The following is a 15,373-nucleotide window of genomic DNA, read 5'->3' as shown; positions in this document are numbered from 1 at the left end:
GGGCTGCTGGCGACCGCCATCCTCGGGCTCGGCGGAGTCGCGCTCGCAGCAGGCACCGGCGGCGTCGAGCTGACGCCGGGCGGGTCGAGCAGCGCATTCCACGCGAGCCTGAAGGCCGGACAGAGCGCCACCGCGGAGTTCACCCTGACCAACCTCAAGGGGGCCCCGGCGGACATCCGCCTCTACGCCGCATCGGCGAGCAGGGGCGGTGACGGCGGCTACGCCGTCGGCGGCCCCGGCTCCGCGCCGTGGATCTCGATCGACAACCAGATCGTCCACTTGGCGGCGCACCAGGCGAAGCGCTACAGCTTCACGATCACTCGTGACACGGCTCCGCGAGGCGAGGGCCTGACCTACGGCGCCGTCGTGCTCGAAGAGGCCGGCGGCAACCTGGTGACCCGGGCGGCGACCCTGGTCTACCTCGACCGCGTGGGTCCGGGCGGCGCGGCGCCGGCCAAGGCGCAGCCCGTCCAGCAGGACCAGGTGCAGCAGCTGACCAAGGCGCCGCAGGCCCCGCTGGTCCGGATCGGCGGCAAGACCTCCGGCGCCGCCTGGCCCTACGTCGTGGCCGCAGGACTGGTCGCAGTCGTCGGTGGTCTCGTCCCGGTCGCGGCGCGTCGCCGCCGGGTCGTGAGCCTCCCGACACCGCGCGAGACCAGCGAGCGAGCCGAGCCGGCCCGGCGCTGAGCGCTGCTAGAGTTTTCGGTACACGAGAAGGGAGGTGGTCCAAAGTTGCATAGCTATCGGACTCGTGAGGTGGCTGTCAGCTAGCCGCCGTCTCCGGACTCTCGGTGAGCCCGACGCCTGACGGCGGACGGCAATACCAGACAGACACCGGACCCCCCGGGCGCCGGCCCGTCCAGCCGGCCCGCCACCGCCGCGAACGCTGCGACGGCCGCGGAGCAGCCCGGGGGGTCGTCTGTTTCTTGCTTCATGTTTCAACCTTCAGTAACTCGCCGGCAAGACCGACAACCCGGGTGTGGCCTCACCCCTTCTGACCCTCTGCGTCACCGACCCGGTGCCAGGCGGCGGCATGCCACCCGCAGAGCCGCCGGGCCGCCGGGTCGCCATCCACCTCGTCGCCGTCACGGCCATCGTCGTGTCGGTCGTCTACCTGTCCTGGCGGGCGATCTTCACGGTCGACCTCGCCGCGTGGTGGCTGGCGATCCCGCTGCTCGCCCTCGAAGCGCACGCCGTCTTCGGACTCGTCCTCTACACGCTGAGCCTGTGGGACCTCGACGGCCTGCAGCCGGTTCCCGAAGTCACGACCGCACCCGGCCGGGTGGCGGTGCTCATCCCGACGTACGACGAACCGCTGGAAGTCCTCCTCCCCACCGTCGCCGCCGCGGTCGCACTCGAGCCGGCGCACGAGACCTGGGTGCTCGACGACGGCCGACGGCCCTGGGTGGAGGACCTCGCCGGCCGGCTCGGCGCGCGCTACCTGACCCGGCCCGACAACGCGCACGCGAAGGCCGGCAACATCAACCACGCGCTCACGGTCATCGACGCCGACTTCGCGGCCGTGCTCGACGCCGACCACGTCGCGCTGCCGGGCCTGCTGACCCGCACGCTCGGCTACTTCCGTGACCCGAAGCTCGCCGTCGTCCAGACGCCGCAGGACTTCTACAACGTCGACTCGTTCGAGCACGTCCCGCGTCGCAAGGGTCGGCGCTACGGCGAGCAGGCGCTCTTCTACCGGTCGATGCAGGCCGGTCGCAACCGGTGGAACGCTGCCTTCTGGTGCGGCACCAACGCTGTGCTGCGCGTCGCCGCCCTGCGCCACGTCGGCGGCGTCGCCACCAGCAGCGTCACCGAGGACATCCACACGACGATCAAGATGCACCGGCGCGGGTGGAAATCGGCCTACCACAACGAGGTCCTCGCTCGCGGGCTCGCCGCCGCCGACGCGGGGCAGTACCTCCTTCAGCGGGTGCGCTGGGGCACCGGCGCCATGCAGGTGCTGCGCACCGAGAATCCCGCCTGGGTTTCCGGCCTGCGCCCGATGCGGCGCGTCGGATACCTGACCACGCTGCTCGGCTGGTTCGACGCCTGGCGGACGCTCGGCTACGTGCTGCTGCCGCTCGGCGCCATCCTCACCGGCGCGGCCCCGATCGACGCCTCGCTGACCACGTTCCTCGCGTGGTTCGTGCCGACATTTCTGCTGCAACGGCTGGCCCTGCTGCTGCTCGGCCGGGGGCTTGCGCCGCAGTGGTTGTCGACCGTCTTCGAGTTCGTGCGCATGCCGGCCAACCTCGCGGCCACCCTGACGCTGCTCGGCCGCCGCTCCCACCGGTTCGTCGTCACGCCCAAGGGTCGCCAGGGTGACGGCCGCCGGCGGTTGCCGGCTCCGCGGCTGCTGCTCGGGTTGCAGTGGCTCTCGGTGCTGTGCGCGTGCTGGTACGCCGCGACGCGCGCGGGCATCACACCGCTGCACTACTCCCTGCCCTGGGCCGCCGACGCCTCCGCGCTGTGGCTCGCGGTCAACGCCGCCCTCCTGGTCGTCGCCGTACGACGCATCCGTGCACCGCAGTTCGCCACCGAGCGCCGCGCATCGGTGCGGTTCCAGGCGGAGGCCCTCGCCCGCTGCGGCGACCAGCCGGTGCTCGTGCACGACGTGTCGCTCACCGGCGCACTGCTCTCGACGCACGGGCCGGTGCTCGAACCCGGACAGCCGTGCGTCCTGACGCTCGCACTGCCGGGCGGCACGGTCGAGCTGGCCTCCGTCGTACGCAGCCGCCGGCACGTCGCGGCGGACCGCTACGACGTCGGCCTGGAGTACCTGCCCGACCAGCTCGAGCAACGGGCGGCGCTCGCGCTCACGCTGTTCCGCTCGGCCGGTGAGGCACCCGCGCAGCCGGTACGCGAGGCCGCCGCCGCGTAGTGGTTGACTCGCGGGCATGCCCGTCCTGCCCGACCGCGTCGACCGCAAGGCCCCGGCCTACGCCGAGCGCCGCGACGCGCTGCTCGCGCAGCTCGCCGAGATCGACGTGCAGCTCGCGCTGGCGAGGGCCGGCGGCGGCGAGCGCTACGTCGAGCGGCACCGGCAGCGCGGCAAGCTGCTCGCGCGCGAGCGGATCGAGCTGCTGCTCGACCGCGACTCGCCGTTCCTCGAGCTGTCCCCGCTGGCGGCGTGGGGGACCGACTACACGGTCGGCGCGAGCATGGTCACCGGCATCGGCGTCGTCGAAGGCGTCGAGTGCCTGCTCTCGGCCAACGACCCGACGGTCCGCGGCGGCGCCAGCAACCCGTTCACGATGCGCAAGTCCAACCGAGCCGCCGACATCGCCTGGGAAAACCGGCTGCCCAGTGTCAACCTCGTCGAGTCCGGCGGGGCCGACCTGCCGACGCAGTCGGAGATCTTCATCCCCGGCGGGCGCGGGTTCCGCGACCTCACCCAGCGGTCGGCCGCCGGCATGCCGACGGTCGCCCTCGTCTTCGGCAACTCCACTGCCGGCGGCGCCTACATCCCCGGCATGTGCGACTACGTCGTCATGGTCAAGGAGCGCGCCAAGGTGTTCCTCGGCGGGCCGCCCCTGGTCAAGATGGCGACCGGCGAGGAGGCCGACGACGAGGAGCTCGGCGGGGCCGAGATGCACGCCCGCACCTCCGGGCTCGCCGACTACATGGCCGTCGACGAGCTCGACGCGATCCGGCTCGGCCGGCAGGTCGTCCGCAGGATCAACCACCACAAGCTCGGCCCGGGTCCGACGCAGCCGAGCGTGGAGCCGGTCTACGACGTGGAGGACCTGCTCGGCATCGTGCCGACCGACCTCAAGGAGCCGTTTGACCCGCGCGACGTGCTCGCCCGGATCCTCGACGGCAGCGAGTTCGACGAGTTCAAGCCGCTCTACGGGCCGTCGCTCGTCACCGGGTGGGGGAGCCTGCACGGCTACCCGATCGGCGTGCTCGCGAACGCGCGAGGCGTGCTCTTCAGCGAGGAGTCGCAGAAGGCCGCGCAGTTCATCCAGCTGGCCAACCAGAGCAACACGCCTCTGCTCTTCCTGCAGAACACCACCGGCTACATGGTCGGCAAGGACTACGAGCAGCGCGGCATCGTCAAGCACGGCTCGCTGATGATCAACGCGGTCTCCAACAGCACCGTGCCGCACCTGACCGTTGTCATGGGCGCGTCCTACGGCGCCGGCAACTACGGCATGTGCGGCCGCGCCTACAACCCGCGGTTCCTCTTCACCTGGCCGAGCGCCAAGTCGGCGGTCATGGGCCCCGCGCAGCTCGCCGGTGTGCTGTCGATCGTCGGGCGGCAGGCCGCCGAGGCACGCGGGCAGGCGTTCGACGAGGAGGCCGACCGGCAGATGCGCGAGATGGTCGAGGCGCAGATCGAGGCGGAGTCGCAGGCGCTGTTCCTGACGGCACGGCTGTACGACGACGGCATCATCGACCCGCGTGACACCCGTACGGTCCTCGGCCTGTGCCTGTCGGTGATCCACAACAACGACATCCGGGGCCGGCGCGGCTTCGGCGTCTTCCGGATGTGAGCGCGTGATCACCAAGCTGCTGGTCGCCAACCGGGGGGAGATCACCCGCCGGATCTTCCGCACCTGCCGCGAGCTGGGCATCGCGACCGTCGCCGTGCACTCCGACCCCGACGCCGACATGCCGTTCGTGGCCGAGGCCGACGAGGCGGTGCGGTTGCCCGGCGCGAGCAGCACCGACACCTACCTGCGCGTCGACCTCATCCTCGCGGCGGCGAAGGCCACCGGTGCCGACGCCGTGCACCCCGGCTACGGCTTCCTGTCGGAGAACGCCGACTTCGCCCGCGCCGTCGTCGACGCGGGGCTGACCTGGGTCGGGCCGCCGCCCGACGCGATCGCCGCGATGGGCTCGAAGCTCGAGGCCAAACGGCTGGTGTCCGCCGGGGGCGTGCCGATCCTGCCGACGTGGGGACCCGGTGACGACATCCCGGGCGAGGCCTTCCCGGTGCTGGTCAAGGCGTCCGCCGGCGGGGGCGGCCGCGGCATGCGGCTCGTCTCCGCTCCGGCCGACCTGGCCGCGGCGGTCGAGGCGGCACAGGGCGAGGCGCAGCGGTCGTTCGGCGACGGCACGGTCTTCGTCGAGCGCTACGTGCAGCGGCCGCGGCACGTCGAGATCCAGGTGTTCGCCGACACCCACGGCAACGTCGTCTCGCTCTACGAGCGCGAGTGCTCGATCCAGCGCCGGCACCAGAAGATCGTCGAGGAGTCGCCCTCGCCCGCCGTCGACGAGGCGCTGCGGCAGCGCATGGGGGCGGCGGCCGTCGCGGCGGCCAAGGCGGTCGGTTACGTCGGCGCCGGCACGGTGGAGTTCGTCCTCGCACCGGACGGGGAGTTCGCGTTCCTCGAGATGAACACCCGGCTGCAGGTCGAGCACCCGGTCACCGAGCTGGTCACCGGGCTCGACCTCGTCGCGCTGCAGGTCCGCGTCGCCGAAGGCGAGCGGCTGCCCGAGGTGCCGCCGATGCGCGGGCATGCCATCGAGGTGCGGCTCTACGCCGAGAACGCCGAGCGCAACTTCCTGCCCGTCACCGGCACCGTCGAGCAGTTCCAGATCCCCGATTCGGTCCGCGTCGACTCCGGCGTCGAGTCGGGCAGCGTCGTGTCGCACTACTACGACCCGATGCTCGCCAAGGTCGTGTCGTGGGCGCCGACCCGTGCCGCGGCAGCGCGCACCCTCGCCACCGCGCTGGCGACCGCGCGCATCCACGGGCTCGTCACCAACCGCGACCTGCTGGTGCGGATCCTGCGCGACGAGGAGTTCCTCGCCGGTGGCACCGACACGGGCTTCCTCGAGCGGCACGATCCCGCCGATCTCGGCCGCCCGCTCGCCGACGCCGGCGCGGAGGCCGTGCACGCGCTCGCCGCCGCGCTGGCCGGGCAAGCAGCGGCGCGCGCGCGGGCCGCGGTCTGGCCGGACCTGCCGAGCGGCTGGCGCAACAACCCGTCGCAGCCGCAACAGCTTGCCTTCGAGGGGCGTTACGGCCGTCACGACGTGGCCTACACCCTCGAGCGCGACGGGCTGCATGTCGACGGTCACGACGGCCTGCGCCTGCTGTCGGCCGGGCCGACCGAGGTGACGCTCGAGACCGACGGCGTACGCCGGGTCTTCCGCGTGCGTCACAGCGCGGACCGGTGGCACGTCGACTCCCCCCTCGGATATTCGGCGTTGACCGAGGTGCCGCGGTTCCCCGACCCGGCGCACGCCCTTGATGCGGGCTCGCTGACGGCGCCGATGCCCGGGTCGGTGCTGCGGGTCGAGGTGGCGCCGGGGACGAGGGTCAGGGCCGGCCAGCAGCTGGTCGTCCTCGAAGCGATGAAGATGCAGCACGCGGTGACGGCGCCCGCCGACGGCACCGTGGCCGAGGTGCGGGTCGACACCGGGCAGCAGGTCGACGCGGGCACTGTGCTCGTGGTGATGGAGGAACCCGCATGATCGAGATCACCGGTACCGCGCAGCGGCAGGCGTGGCACGACGACGTGCTCCCGCCGGTCGAGGCCGTGCGCGACGGCCTGTGGTCGATCCCGGTCCCGATCCCGAACAACCCGCTGCGCTACGTGCTCGTCTACGCCCTCGCGCTGCCCGACGGCGTCGCGATCGTCGACTCCGGCTGGAACACCGACGAGTCCTGGGCGGCACTGTGCGCAGGCCTGCGGACCGCGGGCTACGACATCACCGACGTCCGTGCCGTGCTCATCACGCACATCCACCCCGACCACTTCGGGCTCGCCGGCCGGGTGCGCGAGGCGTCCGGAGCATGGGTCGGTATCCATGAGGCCGACGCGTCGCTGCTGCCGGCGCGCTACGGCCCCGGAATGGACGACCTCGTCACGCAGATGCGCGACCTGCTCGCCGACTGCGGGGTGCCCGACGACGAGCTGGGAGTGATGTCGTCGGCGTCCCTCGGCGTGCGCGAGCTGGTGACGCTCGCCGAGCCCGACCGCTACATCGACGACGGCGAGAAGCTCGACCTGCCCGGCTGGGACCTGCACGCGATCTGGACGCCGGGCCACTCCCCGGGACACCTGTGCTTCTCCGAACCGTCCCGCCGGCTGGTGCTCACCGGCGACCACGTGCTGCCGCGGATCACGCCCAACGTGTCGATGCACACGCAGTCGACGACCAGCCCGCTCGCCGACTTCATGGAGTCGCTGGCCAAGGTGCGCGGCTGCGCGTCCGACGAGGTGCTGCCTGCCCACGAGTGGCGCTTCGCCGGGCTGGCCGAACGGGTCGACGACCTGCTCGCCCACCACCGCCGGCGGCTCGACGAGATCGCGGCCGTCGTCGCGGCCAGCCCCGGGCTGACCTGCTGGGAGGCCACCACGCGGCTGTCCTGGTCGCGGCCGTGGGACGACATCCAGGGCTTCATGCGCCGCGCGGCCAACGGCGAGACGCTGGCCCACCTGATCGTGCTGCAGACTCAGGGGCGCATCCGGTCGACCGGCCAGCGCCCGCAGCGCTGGGAGCTCGTCGGATGACCCTCGACTTCCTGCTGGGCACGTGGCGCGGGGAGGGCGTCGGCGGTTACCCGACGCTGGAGCAGGACTTCGCCTACGGGCAGGAGATTTCCTTTACGACGTACGGAAAACCGGTCGTGCAGTACGCCTCGCGCACCTGGCGGGTCGACGACCCCGACGTGCCGATGGGCCGCGAGGTCGGTTTCTGGCGGCCGCAGGACGACGGGTCGGTCGAGGTGCTCCTGGCCCAGCCGACCGGCCTCGTCGAGATCTTCTACGGCCGGGTCGACGGCACGAAGGTCGAGATCGCCACGGACCTGCTGGCACGCACCCGGACCGCCAAGGAGGTCACCGCCGAGCACCGGCTCTACGGCCTGGTGGGTGACGAGCTGATGTACGCCATGGACATGGCGGCGGTCGGCCAGGAGATGCAACCGCACCTGTCGGCCCGGCTCCGCCGGGTGGCCTGAGCCCGGACCTGGCGGCTCAGAGGTCCAGGGCGATCACCGTGGCGTGGTCGTCGATGCACTCGTCGGGCACCTCGACGACGATCTCGCCGACCGGGTCGCCGGCCAGCCCGAGCTCGTCGGCGGCGGCCAGCCGCGGCTGCCAGCCGAGCGGCGTTCCCGAGGCGACGTGGGTGACCGCACGGACCCGGCGTACGCGAACGCCGCGGACCGTCACCGACTCGTAGGGCCGGGCCAGCAGGTGCAGGTAGACACGGTCGCCCGACCTCGTGGTCGGGCCGTAGAACTGCCACGGCTCCAGCCCCGCGGCCGTGCCGTGGATCGCCTCCGCGTGCGCGGACATCCACGTGCCGAGAGCCGACAGGCGGGAGATCTGCTCAGCCGGCAGCTGCCCGTCGGGCCCGGGTGAGACGTTGAGCAGCAGGTTGCCGCCGCGGCCGGCGACCTCGCAGACCGAGTGCACGAGCGAGGTCGGCGACTTGTAGTCGTGGTCGTCGGGGACGTAGCCCCACGACCGGTTCATCGTCAGGCAGGTCTCCCAGGCGCGCGCCGGCGGCACCGCGGGGACCAGCTGCTCGGGCGTGTCGAAGTCGCCGTGTCCCGGCAGCCGGTCGTTGACCAGGCAGCCGGGTTGCAGCTCGCGGATCATCGCGCGCAGCTCGTCGGCCCGCCACTCGTCGGCGGTGCGCTCCCACCCTCCGTCGAACCACAGCACGTCGACCGCGCCGTAGTTCGTCAGCAGCTCGCGCACCTGGCCGAACATGCGGTCGAGGAACCGTGCCCAGGCCTCGGGCGAGGAGCGGCGCAGCACGTGGGCGACGTAGCCGCCCTCACCCTGCTGCATCGCCGGGTAGTCCGGGTCGTGCCAGTCCGGCAGCGAGAAGTAGAAGCCGACGCGAAGCCCCTCGTCGCGAGCCGCGTCGGCGAACTCCGCGACGAGGTCGCGGTCGTGGTGGAAGTCGGTGTGGGCCGACGGCCAGAGCGCGTAGCCCTCGTGGTGCTTGGTCGTGAGCACGGCGTAGGTCATGCCGGCAGCGCTGGCCTCGCGCATCCACGCACGACTGGAGCCCGGCTCGGGGCGGAACTTCTCCGCCGCGGCGTAGTAGTCGTCGACGGCGATCGGCTGCGACGAGGGAAGCGCGGGCATCGCCGTGCCGATCAGCGGCCACGACAGCTCGCAGCCGTGGACGCTGGCCAGTCCCCAGTGCACGAACATGCCGAGCCGTGCGCCGGCGAACCAGGGTTCAGACACCGAACAGCCCGGCTGCGTTGCCACCGAGCACCGCTGCGCGCCGCTCCACCGGAAGGGCGGCCAGCGAGGCGCGGATCTCGTCGGGCGCCTGCATCGTCGAGTCGATGTGCGGGAAGTCCGAGCCCCACAGGATGCGGTCCTCGCCGACCAGGTCGAGCATCGGGCCGATCGTGCGCTCGGCCGGCTCGGCGACGTAGAACACGTTGCGGCGCAGGTAGTCGCTGGGCAGCAGCTCGAGCTGCGGGAACAGCGTGCCGACGGTGGCGTACTTCTCGTCGAGCCGGTCCATCAGGTGCGCCGCCCAGCCGCAGCCTGCCTCGACGCAGACGACCTTCAGCTCGGGGATCCGGTCGAAGACGCCGTCGAGCACCATCGACGTCACGGTCGGCACGATCTGGCCGACCGCGGTGAGCGCGAAGCCGAACGTCATGCCGGCGCCTGACAGCAACCACGGCTCGTAGGGCAGTCCCGAGCCGCCGAAGCGCACCACGACGTGGATGCACAGCGGCACTCCCGCCTCTGCGCACCGGCGCCACAGCGGGTCGAAGTGGGGGTCGCCCGGCCGCCGCTCGCCGATCAGCTCCGGCGGTAAGAAGACGCCGCGGAACCCGAGTGAGAGGCAGCGGTCCAGCTCCCGGACCGCCTCGTCGAGGTCTTCCAGGTTGAGGTGCGCGACCGGCAGCACGCGCCCGTCGCCGTCGGCGGCGAACTCCGCCTGCCAGGTGTTGTAGGCGCGGCGGTAGGCCGAGACCAGGTCCTGGTCGTCGCAAGGGAACGGCAGGATGCCGATGGTCGGGAAGACGAGGCCGGCGTCGACGCCCCACTCGTCGTAGAGAGCGAGCCGGGCAGCCGCGTCGTAGGACGCGGGCGGGCAGCCGTCGGCGTAGCGCATGCCCGGCGCGAACAGCTCGCGGCGCTCGATGTGCGCGCCGCCGAGCCCGGCCAGGTTGCCGGCCATGATGACCTGCTCACCCATGACGAGGTGCTCGACGCCGTCGCGCTCCTCGATGCGGATCGCGCGGTCGCGGAAGCGCGGCTCCAGGTGGCGCAACCACAGGTCGGCCGGCTCGAGGACGTGCGAGTCGGCGTCGACGACCAGCGTGCGCGGCGGGGCCTCTGCGGTCATCGGGCGGCTCCTGCGTGCGTCGAGCGGTTGATGGCTTCTTCCGTGCTGCCGAGGTAGCTGGCGACCACCCGTGGATCAGACTTCACCTCGGCCGGGGTGCCCTCGGCAATGACCCGTCCGGACTCCATCGCGTAGACGCGGTCGGACAGGCTCATGATCAGCGGCATGTCGTGCTCGATCAGCAGGATCGCGCAGCCGAGCTGCTCCTTGAGCCGGCGCAGCAGCGGCCCGAACGCCTCTGTCTCCCGCTGGGCGATGCCCGCGGTCGGCTCGTCGAGCAGCAGCAGCGACGGCGCCTGGGCGAGGATGCAGGCGATGTCGACGACCCGGCGGGTGCCGGTCGACAGCTCGCCGGTCAGCGAGTCGGCGTAGTCGCCCAGCCCGGTCATGCCGACAAGCTCCTCGACCGCCGCGCGCTTCACCCGCTCGGTCGTCCCGCCGAGCCCCAGCAGCCCGGCGAACAGTCCCGTCGGCGCGTGCCGCTCGAGCGCGACCAGCAGCGTCTCGGTGACCGTCAGGCCCGGGTAGAGCCGGGCGTCCTGGAAGCTGCGGCCGAGCCCGAGGTAGGGGCGCAGCTCCGGGGCGTGGTGGGTGACGTCCTCGCCGAAGAGCCGGATCGCGCCGCGCTGCGGTGTCACGTAGCCGGACACGCAGTCCATCAGCGTCGTCTTGCCGGCGCCGTTCGCGCCGATCAGCCCGACGGTCTCGCCCGGCTCGACCGTCAGCCAGACGTCGTCGACTGCCCGCACGCCGCCGAACGTCACCGTCAGGCCCTCGACCGACAGGGGTCGCTCGGGCAGCTCGACGGGAGTCTCGACGACCGGCTCGGCTGGCGGCTGAGGCGCAGGATCGGCGGCTGCCTCGGTGGCCGGCTCGATGACCGCTTCCGCCGCCGGCCGCCGGGCCGTGCGCGGGCTCACTGGACCGGCTCCGGCCGGCCGAGCGCGACGTGCCACAGCTTGCGCAGCGGCGGCACGATCCGCGGCGGTGCGGGCAGCCCGTCGACCCGTCGCACGATCCTGGCGACGAGGGCGTCGCGGGCGTCGTACAGCAGGCCGGCGGCCCCGCGCGGCAGGAACAGCAGCACGAACAGGCCACCCGCGCCGCCGACGAGGAACTGGATCAGCTGGCTCGCCTCGCTGCCGCGGAACAGGATCGGGATGCCGAAGACGACGACCGCGCCGAGCAGCGCACCGGGGATCGAGCCGAGGCCGCCGATGACCGCCATCGTCACCATCGTGAAGCTGGTGTCGGGGTCGAAGTTGGTCGAGAGGTAGCGCTGCTGCGCGTAGGCGTAGACGACCCCGGCACACGCCGCGATGAAGCCCGACAGCGCGAACGCCAGCAGCCGCGCCCCGGTCGCCGATATCCCCGCGGACCGGGCGGCGCGGTCGTTGTCGCGCACCGCGACCAGCATGCGACCGGCTGCGGTCGACCGGAAGTTGCGGATCAGCACGGCGAACAGGACGACGAGCCCGAGGCCGAGCCAGTAGACGGCGCGTTCGGAGTGCAGCACCGTCGGCCGCGAGAGGAACTCGCCCGAGGCGTTGCCCACCAGGGCCGGCTGCTGGAAGAGGTAGCCGTAGGCGAGCACGGCGAACGCCATCGTCGCGACTGCCAGGAAGAGCCCCTGGATGCGTACGGCGGGAAGGCCCACGAGCACCGCGACGGCGACGCCGATGAGGCCGGCCACCGGGAGGATCGCCCAGAACGGCAGCCCCTGCGCGGCGAGCCGGGCCGCGGCGAACGACCCGACGCCGACGAGTGCGAACTGCCCCAGCGACACCTGGCCGCCCCAGCCGGTCAGCAGGCACAGCGACAGCCCGACCATCGCGTAGACGGTCACCAGCGTCATGAGGAACGTCTTCGCGCTGGTGTCGAGCCCGGCGAACGGCAGCAGCGGGGCCGCGGCGGCGAGAACGGTGGCGGCCACGACCGTCACCGCGGTCAGCTGGCGCACCTGCGGCAGCGCGGCGACCCGGCGCGGCAGCGGCCGCGGCTCGGCGCCGAAGTTGACCGCGGCGCCGGCGTCGCGGGTGGCACGGGACAGCTCGCGGGAGCGCCACAGCAGGCCGATCATCACGACGGCGAAGACGACCACCTCGACGGTGCTGCCCGCCGGTTGGTTGGCGAACGTGATGGCTTCGACGACGCCGATCCCGACGCCCGCGGCGAAAGCGACCGGCAGGTTGGTCATCTTCGCGATCAGGCCGGCACCCAGCGCCCGCACCAGCAGGCTGGCGCCGGTGCCGCCGAGCACGAACGTCGACTCGCTGGGCGCGTGCAGCACCGCGGTGACCGCCGACAGCAGCCCGGCGATGAGCCACACCAGCGTCGACATGCGCTTGACCGAGATGCCGGCCAGCCGGGCGGCCTCCGGGTTCTCGGCTGCGGCCCGGATCGCCTGGCCGTAGGCGGAGAACCGCAAGAACGCCGCGAGTGCTGCGACCAGCGCCGGCACGACGAGCACGATCAGCAGGTCGCTGGAGTCGACGACGAGGTTGCCGATGTGCACGGTCGCGTGGAACGGCACGGGGAAGCCCTGCAGCACGATCTTCTGCCGGTCGGCGTTGATGGCGCCGACGAGCCGCGGGATGAGCAGCAGCTGGGCCAGGAAGATGCTCGCGACCATCAGCACCAGCCGCGGCGCCGTGAACAACCTGCGGATCACGGTCAGCTCGACGAGCCCGGCGACTGCGACGCCGGCGGCCAGGGCAGCCGGCAGCGCCACGCCGTACGGCACGTGCTCGTCGATGACGAGCTTGCCAAGCAGCACGGACGAGATCAGGCCGAGGTTCGCGTGCGCGAAGTTGACGAACCGCTGCGCCCGGTAGATGAGGACGAGGCCGATCGCGAGCGCGCCGTAGAGCAGCCCGTGGATTGCCCCCAGGGTGATGACGTCGAAGCCGATCCTCATCGGGCCGCCCCCTCGAGGAACACCGAGCGCAGCAGGTCCGGGCGCTCGAGCAGGTCGCGCGCCGGACCGGTGAACCGCACCTGGCCCTTCTCCATGAACACCGCGGTCGTCGCGAGGCTCAGCGCGACGTTGACCGACTGCTCGACGATCAGCACGCTCGTGCCGCGCGCATGGATCTCGCGCACGATCGCGAACAGCTTCTCGACGATCGCCGGGGCCAGGCCGAGCGACAGCTCGTCGATGCAGAGCAGCCGCGGCCGGGTGAGGAACGCCTTGCCCAGTGCCAGCATCTGCTGCTCGCCGCCCGACAGCGTCGAGGCGGCCTGCCCGCGGCGCTGCCCCAGGATCGGGAACCACTCCTCGACCTGGGCGATGTCGGCGTCGATGCGGGCACGCTCCTTGCGGAAGGAGTACGCCGCGGCGCGGAGGTTCTCCGCGACCGACATGCCCGGGAAGATGGCCTTGCCGCCGGGCATCTGCGTGATGCCCAGGCCGAGCACCTGCTCGGCCTCGAGGTAGGTGATGTCGGTGCCGGCGAAGCGGATCGAGCCGCGGGTCGGGTGGTCGAGTCCGCAGACCGCCCGGAGCAGCGTCGACTTGCCCGCGCCGTTGGTGCCGAGCAGCGCCACGATCTCGCCCTCGGGGACATCGAGGTCGACGTCGAAGAGCACCTGCAGGTTGCCGTAGGAGAAGTCGAGGTTGCGCACCTCGAGCAACGCGCCGGCATGGTTGCGGCGCCGCTCGTCCGCCCGGGCCGACTCCATGACGTCGGCCTCGACCATCGCGATGTCGCCGTCGACGTGCCGGGTCGCCTTCGCGACGAGGTAGCCGGCGAGTACGCCGGGAGCGACCAGCACCGTCATCGCCACCCGCGCGCTGGTCGCGTCGGCGACCGCACCCAGTGCGATGCCACCGAGGAAACCGCCCATCAGCAGGATGAAGATTCCCAGCATGGCGAAGCTCAGCGCGCGCAGCGCCGGCGGGCTGGTGGCCGCGAGGATCTGCCGGATCGGCGCGACGACGACCCCGACCCCCGTGTTGGCGAGCACCAGGATCGCCACGACCAGCGCGAGCGCAGGCGCGTAGAGCGCGAGTGCGGTGACCACCGTGTAGGCGACCAGCCCGGCACCGGCGAGGAACAGCGGCCACGATGGCGCGTGCCGGAACAACCGGTCCCCGACCACGCCCCCGATCGCCAGGCCGACCATCGTGCCCAGCCCGGCTATCGAGAAGATCACGCCGCGCCCGAACGACCCGACGCCCCAGACGTCCTCGAAGTACTGGCTCACCAGCACTGGCCCGCTGACGAGCCCGAAGCCGAGCACGCCGATGCCGAGGTAGAGGTAGCGCAGCGTGCGGATGGCCATCAAGCGGCGTACGCCGGTCATCAGCGGGACGCGCACGTCGGCGTCGCCGTGCAGCCCCTCCTGCGCGAGTCGGCCTTCCAGCGCGTGCGCCTCCTGCCCGCCGCGGCGGGGCTCGCGCAACCGGGACACCGCGACCGCGCCGAGAATGCCGAGCGGGGTGATGACCGCGAACGCCCACCGCCAGCCGGCGGTGCCACCGACGAGCGCGGCGACGCCTCCGGCCACGAGCGGGCCGAAGATAGCGGCCAGCGGCGACGCCGACTGGTGTACGCCGTAGACCCGGCCACGCGCGTGCACCGGGTAGTAGTCGGCGATCAGGCTGCCGTGCACGGGCTCGATCGCCGCCTGCCCGAGACCGGAGAAGATGCGGACGACGGTCAGCTGCACGGCACTCGTGACCAGAGCGGTCGCGAACGTCAGCACCGACCAGATGGCCGCGGCGATCGCGGCGAGCCGCACCCGGCGGCCGCGGTCGGCGAGCACCGCGAACGGGATCGCGCCCGCGACGACGAGCACCGCGGCCACGCCGTTGATGCCGTTGATCGCGGCCTGCGACAGGCCGAACGCGTCCTTGATGTTGGGCGCGAGGGTGATGAACGCGGCCCGGTCGAGGTTGTCGATGAGGTTTATCGAGGCGAGCGCGAACAGCGGTGCGGCGCCGTAGCGGGCGAGGACATCGCGCAGCGGCGGGCCGGCAGCACCGGCGACGGGATCGACCGGTGCGGTGACGGCGTCGGTGATGTCGTCGGCGAGGTCGGCTGTGGCGGGCGCCGGCACGGTGGTGGTCATCCGGTTG

At 72.3% G+C, this 15,373-nt stretch carries 11 protein-coding genes; 6 read left to right on the top strand and 5 right to left on the bottom strand.

The genetic code is table 11. The features are described from left to right. From VFJ21_07200 to VFJ21_07175, 6 genes are all read left to right on the top strand, one after another. On the top strand, positions 1-687 hold a 687-nt coding region (locus VFJ21_07200), incomplete at its 5' end, for a hypothetical protein (GenBank protein HET7406911.1). 346 nt (positions 688-1,033) lie between these two features. Then, positions 1,034-2,881 (top strand): glycosyltransferase, encoded by a 1,848-nt coding sequence (locus tag VFJ21_07195; GenBank protein HET7406910.1) that lies wholly within the window; start codon positions 1,034-1,036, stop codon positions 2,879-2,881. 16 nt (positions 2,882-2,897) lie between these two features. Then, positions 2,898-4,496: a carboxyl transferase domain-containing protein gene (locus tag VFJ21_07190; GenBank protein HET7406909.1), complete on the top strand. Its 1,599-nt coding sequence runs from the start codon at positions 2,898-2,900 to the stop codon at positions 4,494-4,496. Between the two features lie 4 nt (positions 4,497-4,500). Then, complete coding sequence (locus tag VFJ21_07185; GenBank protein HET7406908.1) at positions 4,501-6,426, top strand: biotin carboxylase N-terminal domain-containing protein; 1,926 nt, start codon at positions 4,501-4,503, stop codon at positions 6,424-6,426. Continuing rightward, the gene (locus VFJ21_07180; protein ID HET7406907.1) at positions 6,423-7,469 is read left to right on the top strand and encodes an MBL fold metallo-hydrolase; all 1,047 of its coding nucleotides are present in this window, start codon (positions 6,423-6,425) and stop codon (positions 7,467-7,469) included. Before VFJ21_07185 ends, VFJ21_07180 begins: the two co-directional genes overlap by 4 nt. Then, entirely contained in the window at positions 7,466-7,918 is a 453-nt protein-coding gene (locus tag VFJ21_07175) for an FABP family protein (protein HET7406906.1), read from the top strand. The genes VFJ21_07180 and VFJ21_07175 overlap by 4 nt, the downstream gene beginning before the upstream one ends. Positions 7,919-7,934: 16 nt before the next feature. Here the strand turns inward: VFJ21_07175 and VFJ21_07170 are convergent, their stop codons facing one another. The 5 genes from VFJ21_07170 to VFJ21_07150 are packed head-to-tail and all read right to left on the bottom strand — an operon-like array spanning position 7,935 to position 15,366. Further along, the gene (locus tag VFJ21_07170) at positions 7,935-9,167 is read right to left on the bottom strand and encodes an alpha-L-fucosidase (GenBank protein ID HET7406905.1); all 1,233 of its coding nucleotides are present in this window, start codon (positions 9,165-9,167) and stop codon (positions 7,935-7,937) included. Beyond that, on the bottom strand, positions 9,160-10,293 hold the full coding sequence (locus VFJ21_07165; GenBank protein HET7406904.1) for an amidohydrolase family protein: 1,134 nt from the start codon (positions 10,291-10,293) through the stop codon (positions 9,160-9,162). The genes VFJ21_07170 and VFJ21_07165 overlap by 8 nt, the downstream gene beginning before the upstream one ends. Then, positions 10,290-11,213 (bottom strand): ABC transporter ATP-binding protein, encoded by a 924-nt coding sequence (locus tag VFJ21_07160; GenBank protein ID HET7406903.1) that lies wholly within the window; start codon positions 11,211-11,213, stop codon positions 10,290-10,292. Before VFJ21_07160 ends, VFJ21_07165 begins: the two co-directional genes overlap by 4 nt. After that, positions 11,210-13,210 carry an ABC transporter permease gene (locus VFJ21_07155; protein ID HET7406902.1) on the bottom strand — a complete coding sequence of 667 codons (2,001 nt, stop codon included), beginning with the start codon at positions 13,208-13,210 and terminating at the stop codon, positions 11,210-11,212. The genes VFJ21_07160 and VFJ21_07155 overlap by 4 nt, the downstream gene beginning before the upstream one ends. After that, positions 13,207-15,366, bottom strand: coding sequence for an ATP-binding protein (locus tag VFJ21_07150; GenBank protein HET7406901.1), 2,160 nt, complete (start codon positions 15,364-15,366; stop codon positions 13,207-13,209). Before VFJ21_07150 ends, VFJ21_07155 begins: the two co-directional genes overlap by 4 nt. Positions 15,367-15,373 lie beyond the last annotated feature (7 nt).

Source organism: Mycobacteriales bacterium (assembly GCA_035690485.1).
Taxonomy (GTDB): Bacteria; Actinomycetota; Actinomycetes; order JAFAQI01; family DASSKL01; genus DASSKL01.
This window is presented reverse-complemented; position numbering and strand designations above follow the sequence as displayed.

Bases quoted from the DNA above. Each gene is read 5' to 3' on its own strand.
- VFJ21_07195 (HET7406910.1), top strand. From the start codon at position 1,034: ATGCCACCCGCAGAGCCGCCGGGCCGCCGGGTCGCCATCCACCTCGTC.
- VFJ21_07190 (HET7406909.1), top strand. From the start codon at position 2,898: ATGCCCGTCCTGCCCGACCGCGTCGACCGCAAGGCCCCGGCCTACGCC.
- VFJ21_07180 (HET7406907.1), top strand. From the start codon at position 6,423: ATGATCGAGATCACCGGTACCGCGCAGCGGCAGGCGTGGCACGACGAC.
- VFJ21_07175 (HET7406906.1), top strand. From the start codon at position 7,466: ATGACCCTCGACTTCCTGCTGGGCACGTGGCGCGGGGAGGGCGTCGGC.
- VFJ21_07165 (HET7406904.1), bottom strand. From the start codon at position 10,293: ATGACCGCAGAGGCCCCGCCGCGCACGCTGGTCGTCGACGCCGACTCG.
- VFJ21_07155 (HET7406902.1), bottom strand. From the start codon at position 13,210: ATGAGGATCGGCTTCGACGTCATCACCCTGGGGGCAATCCACGGGCTG.
- VFJ21_07150 (HET7406901.1), bottom strand. From the start codon at position 15,366: ATGACCACCACCGTGCCGGCGCCCGCCACAGCCGACCTCGCCGACGAC.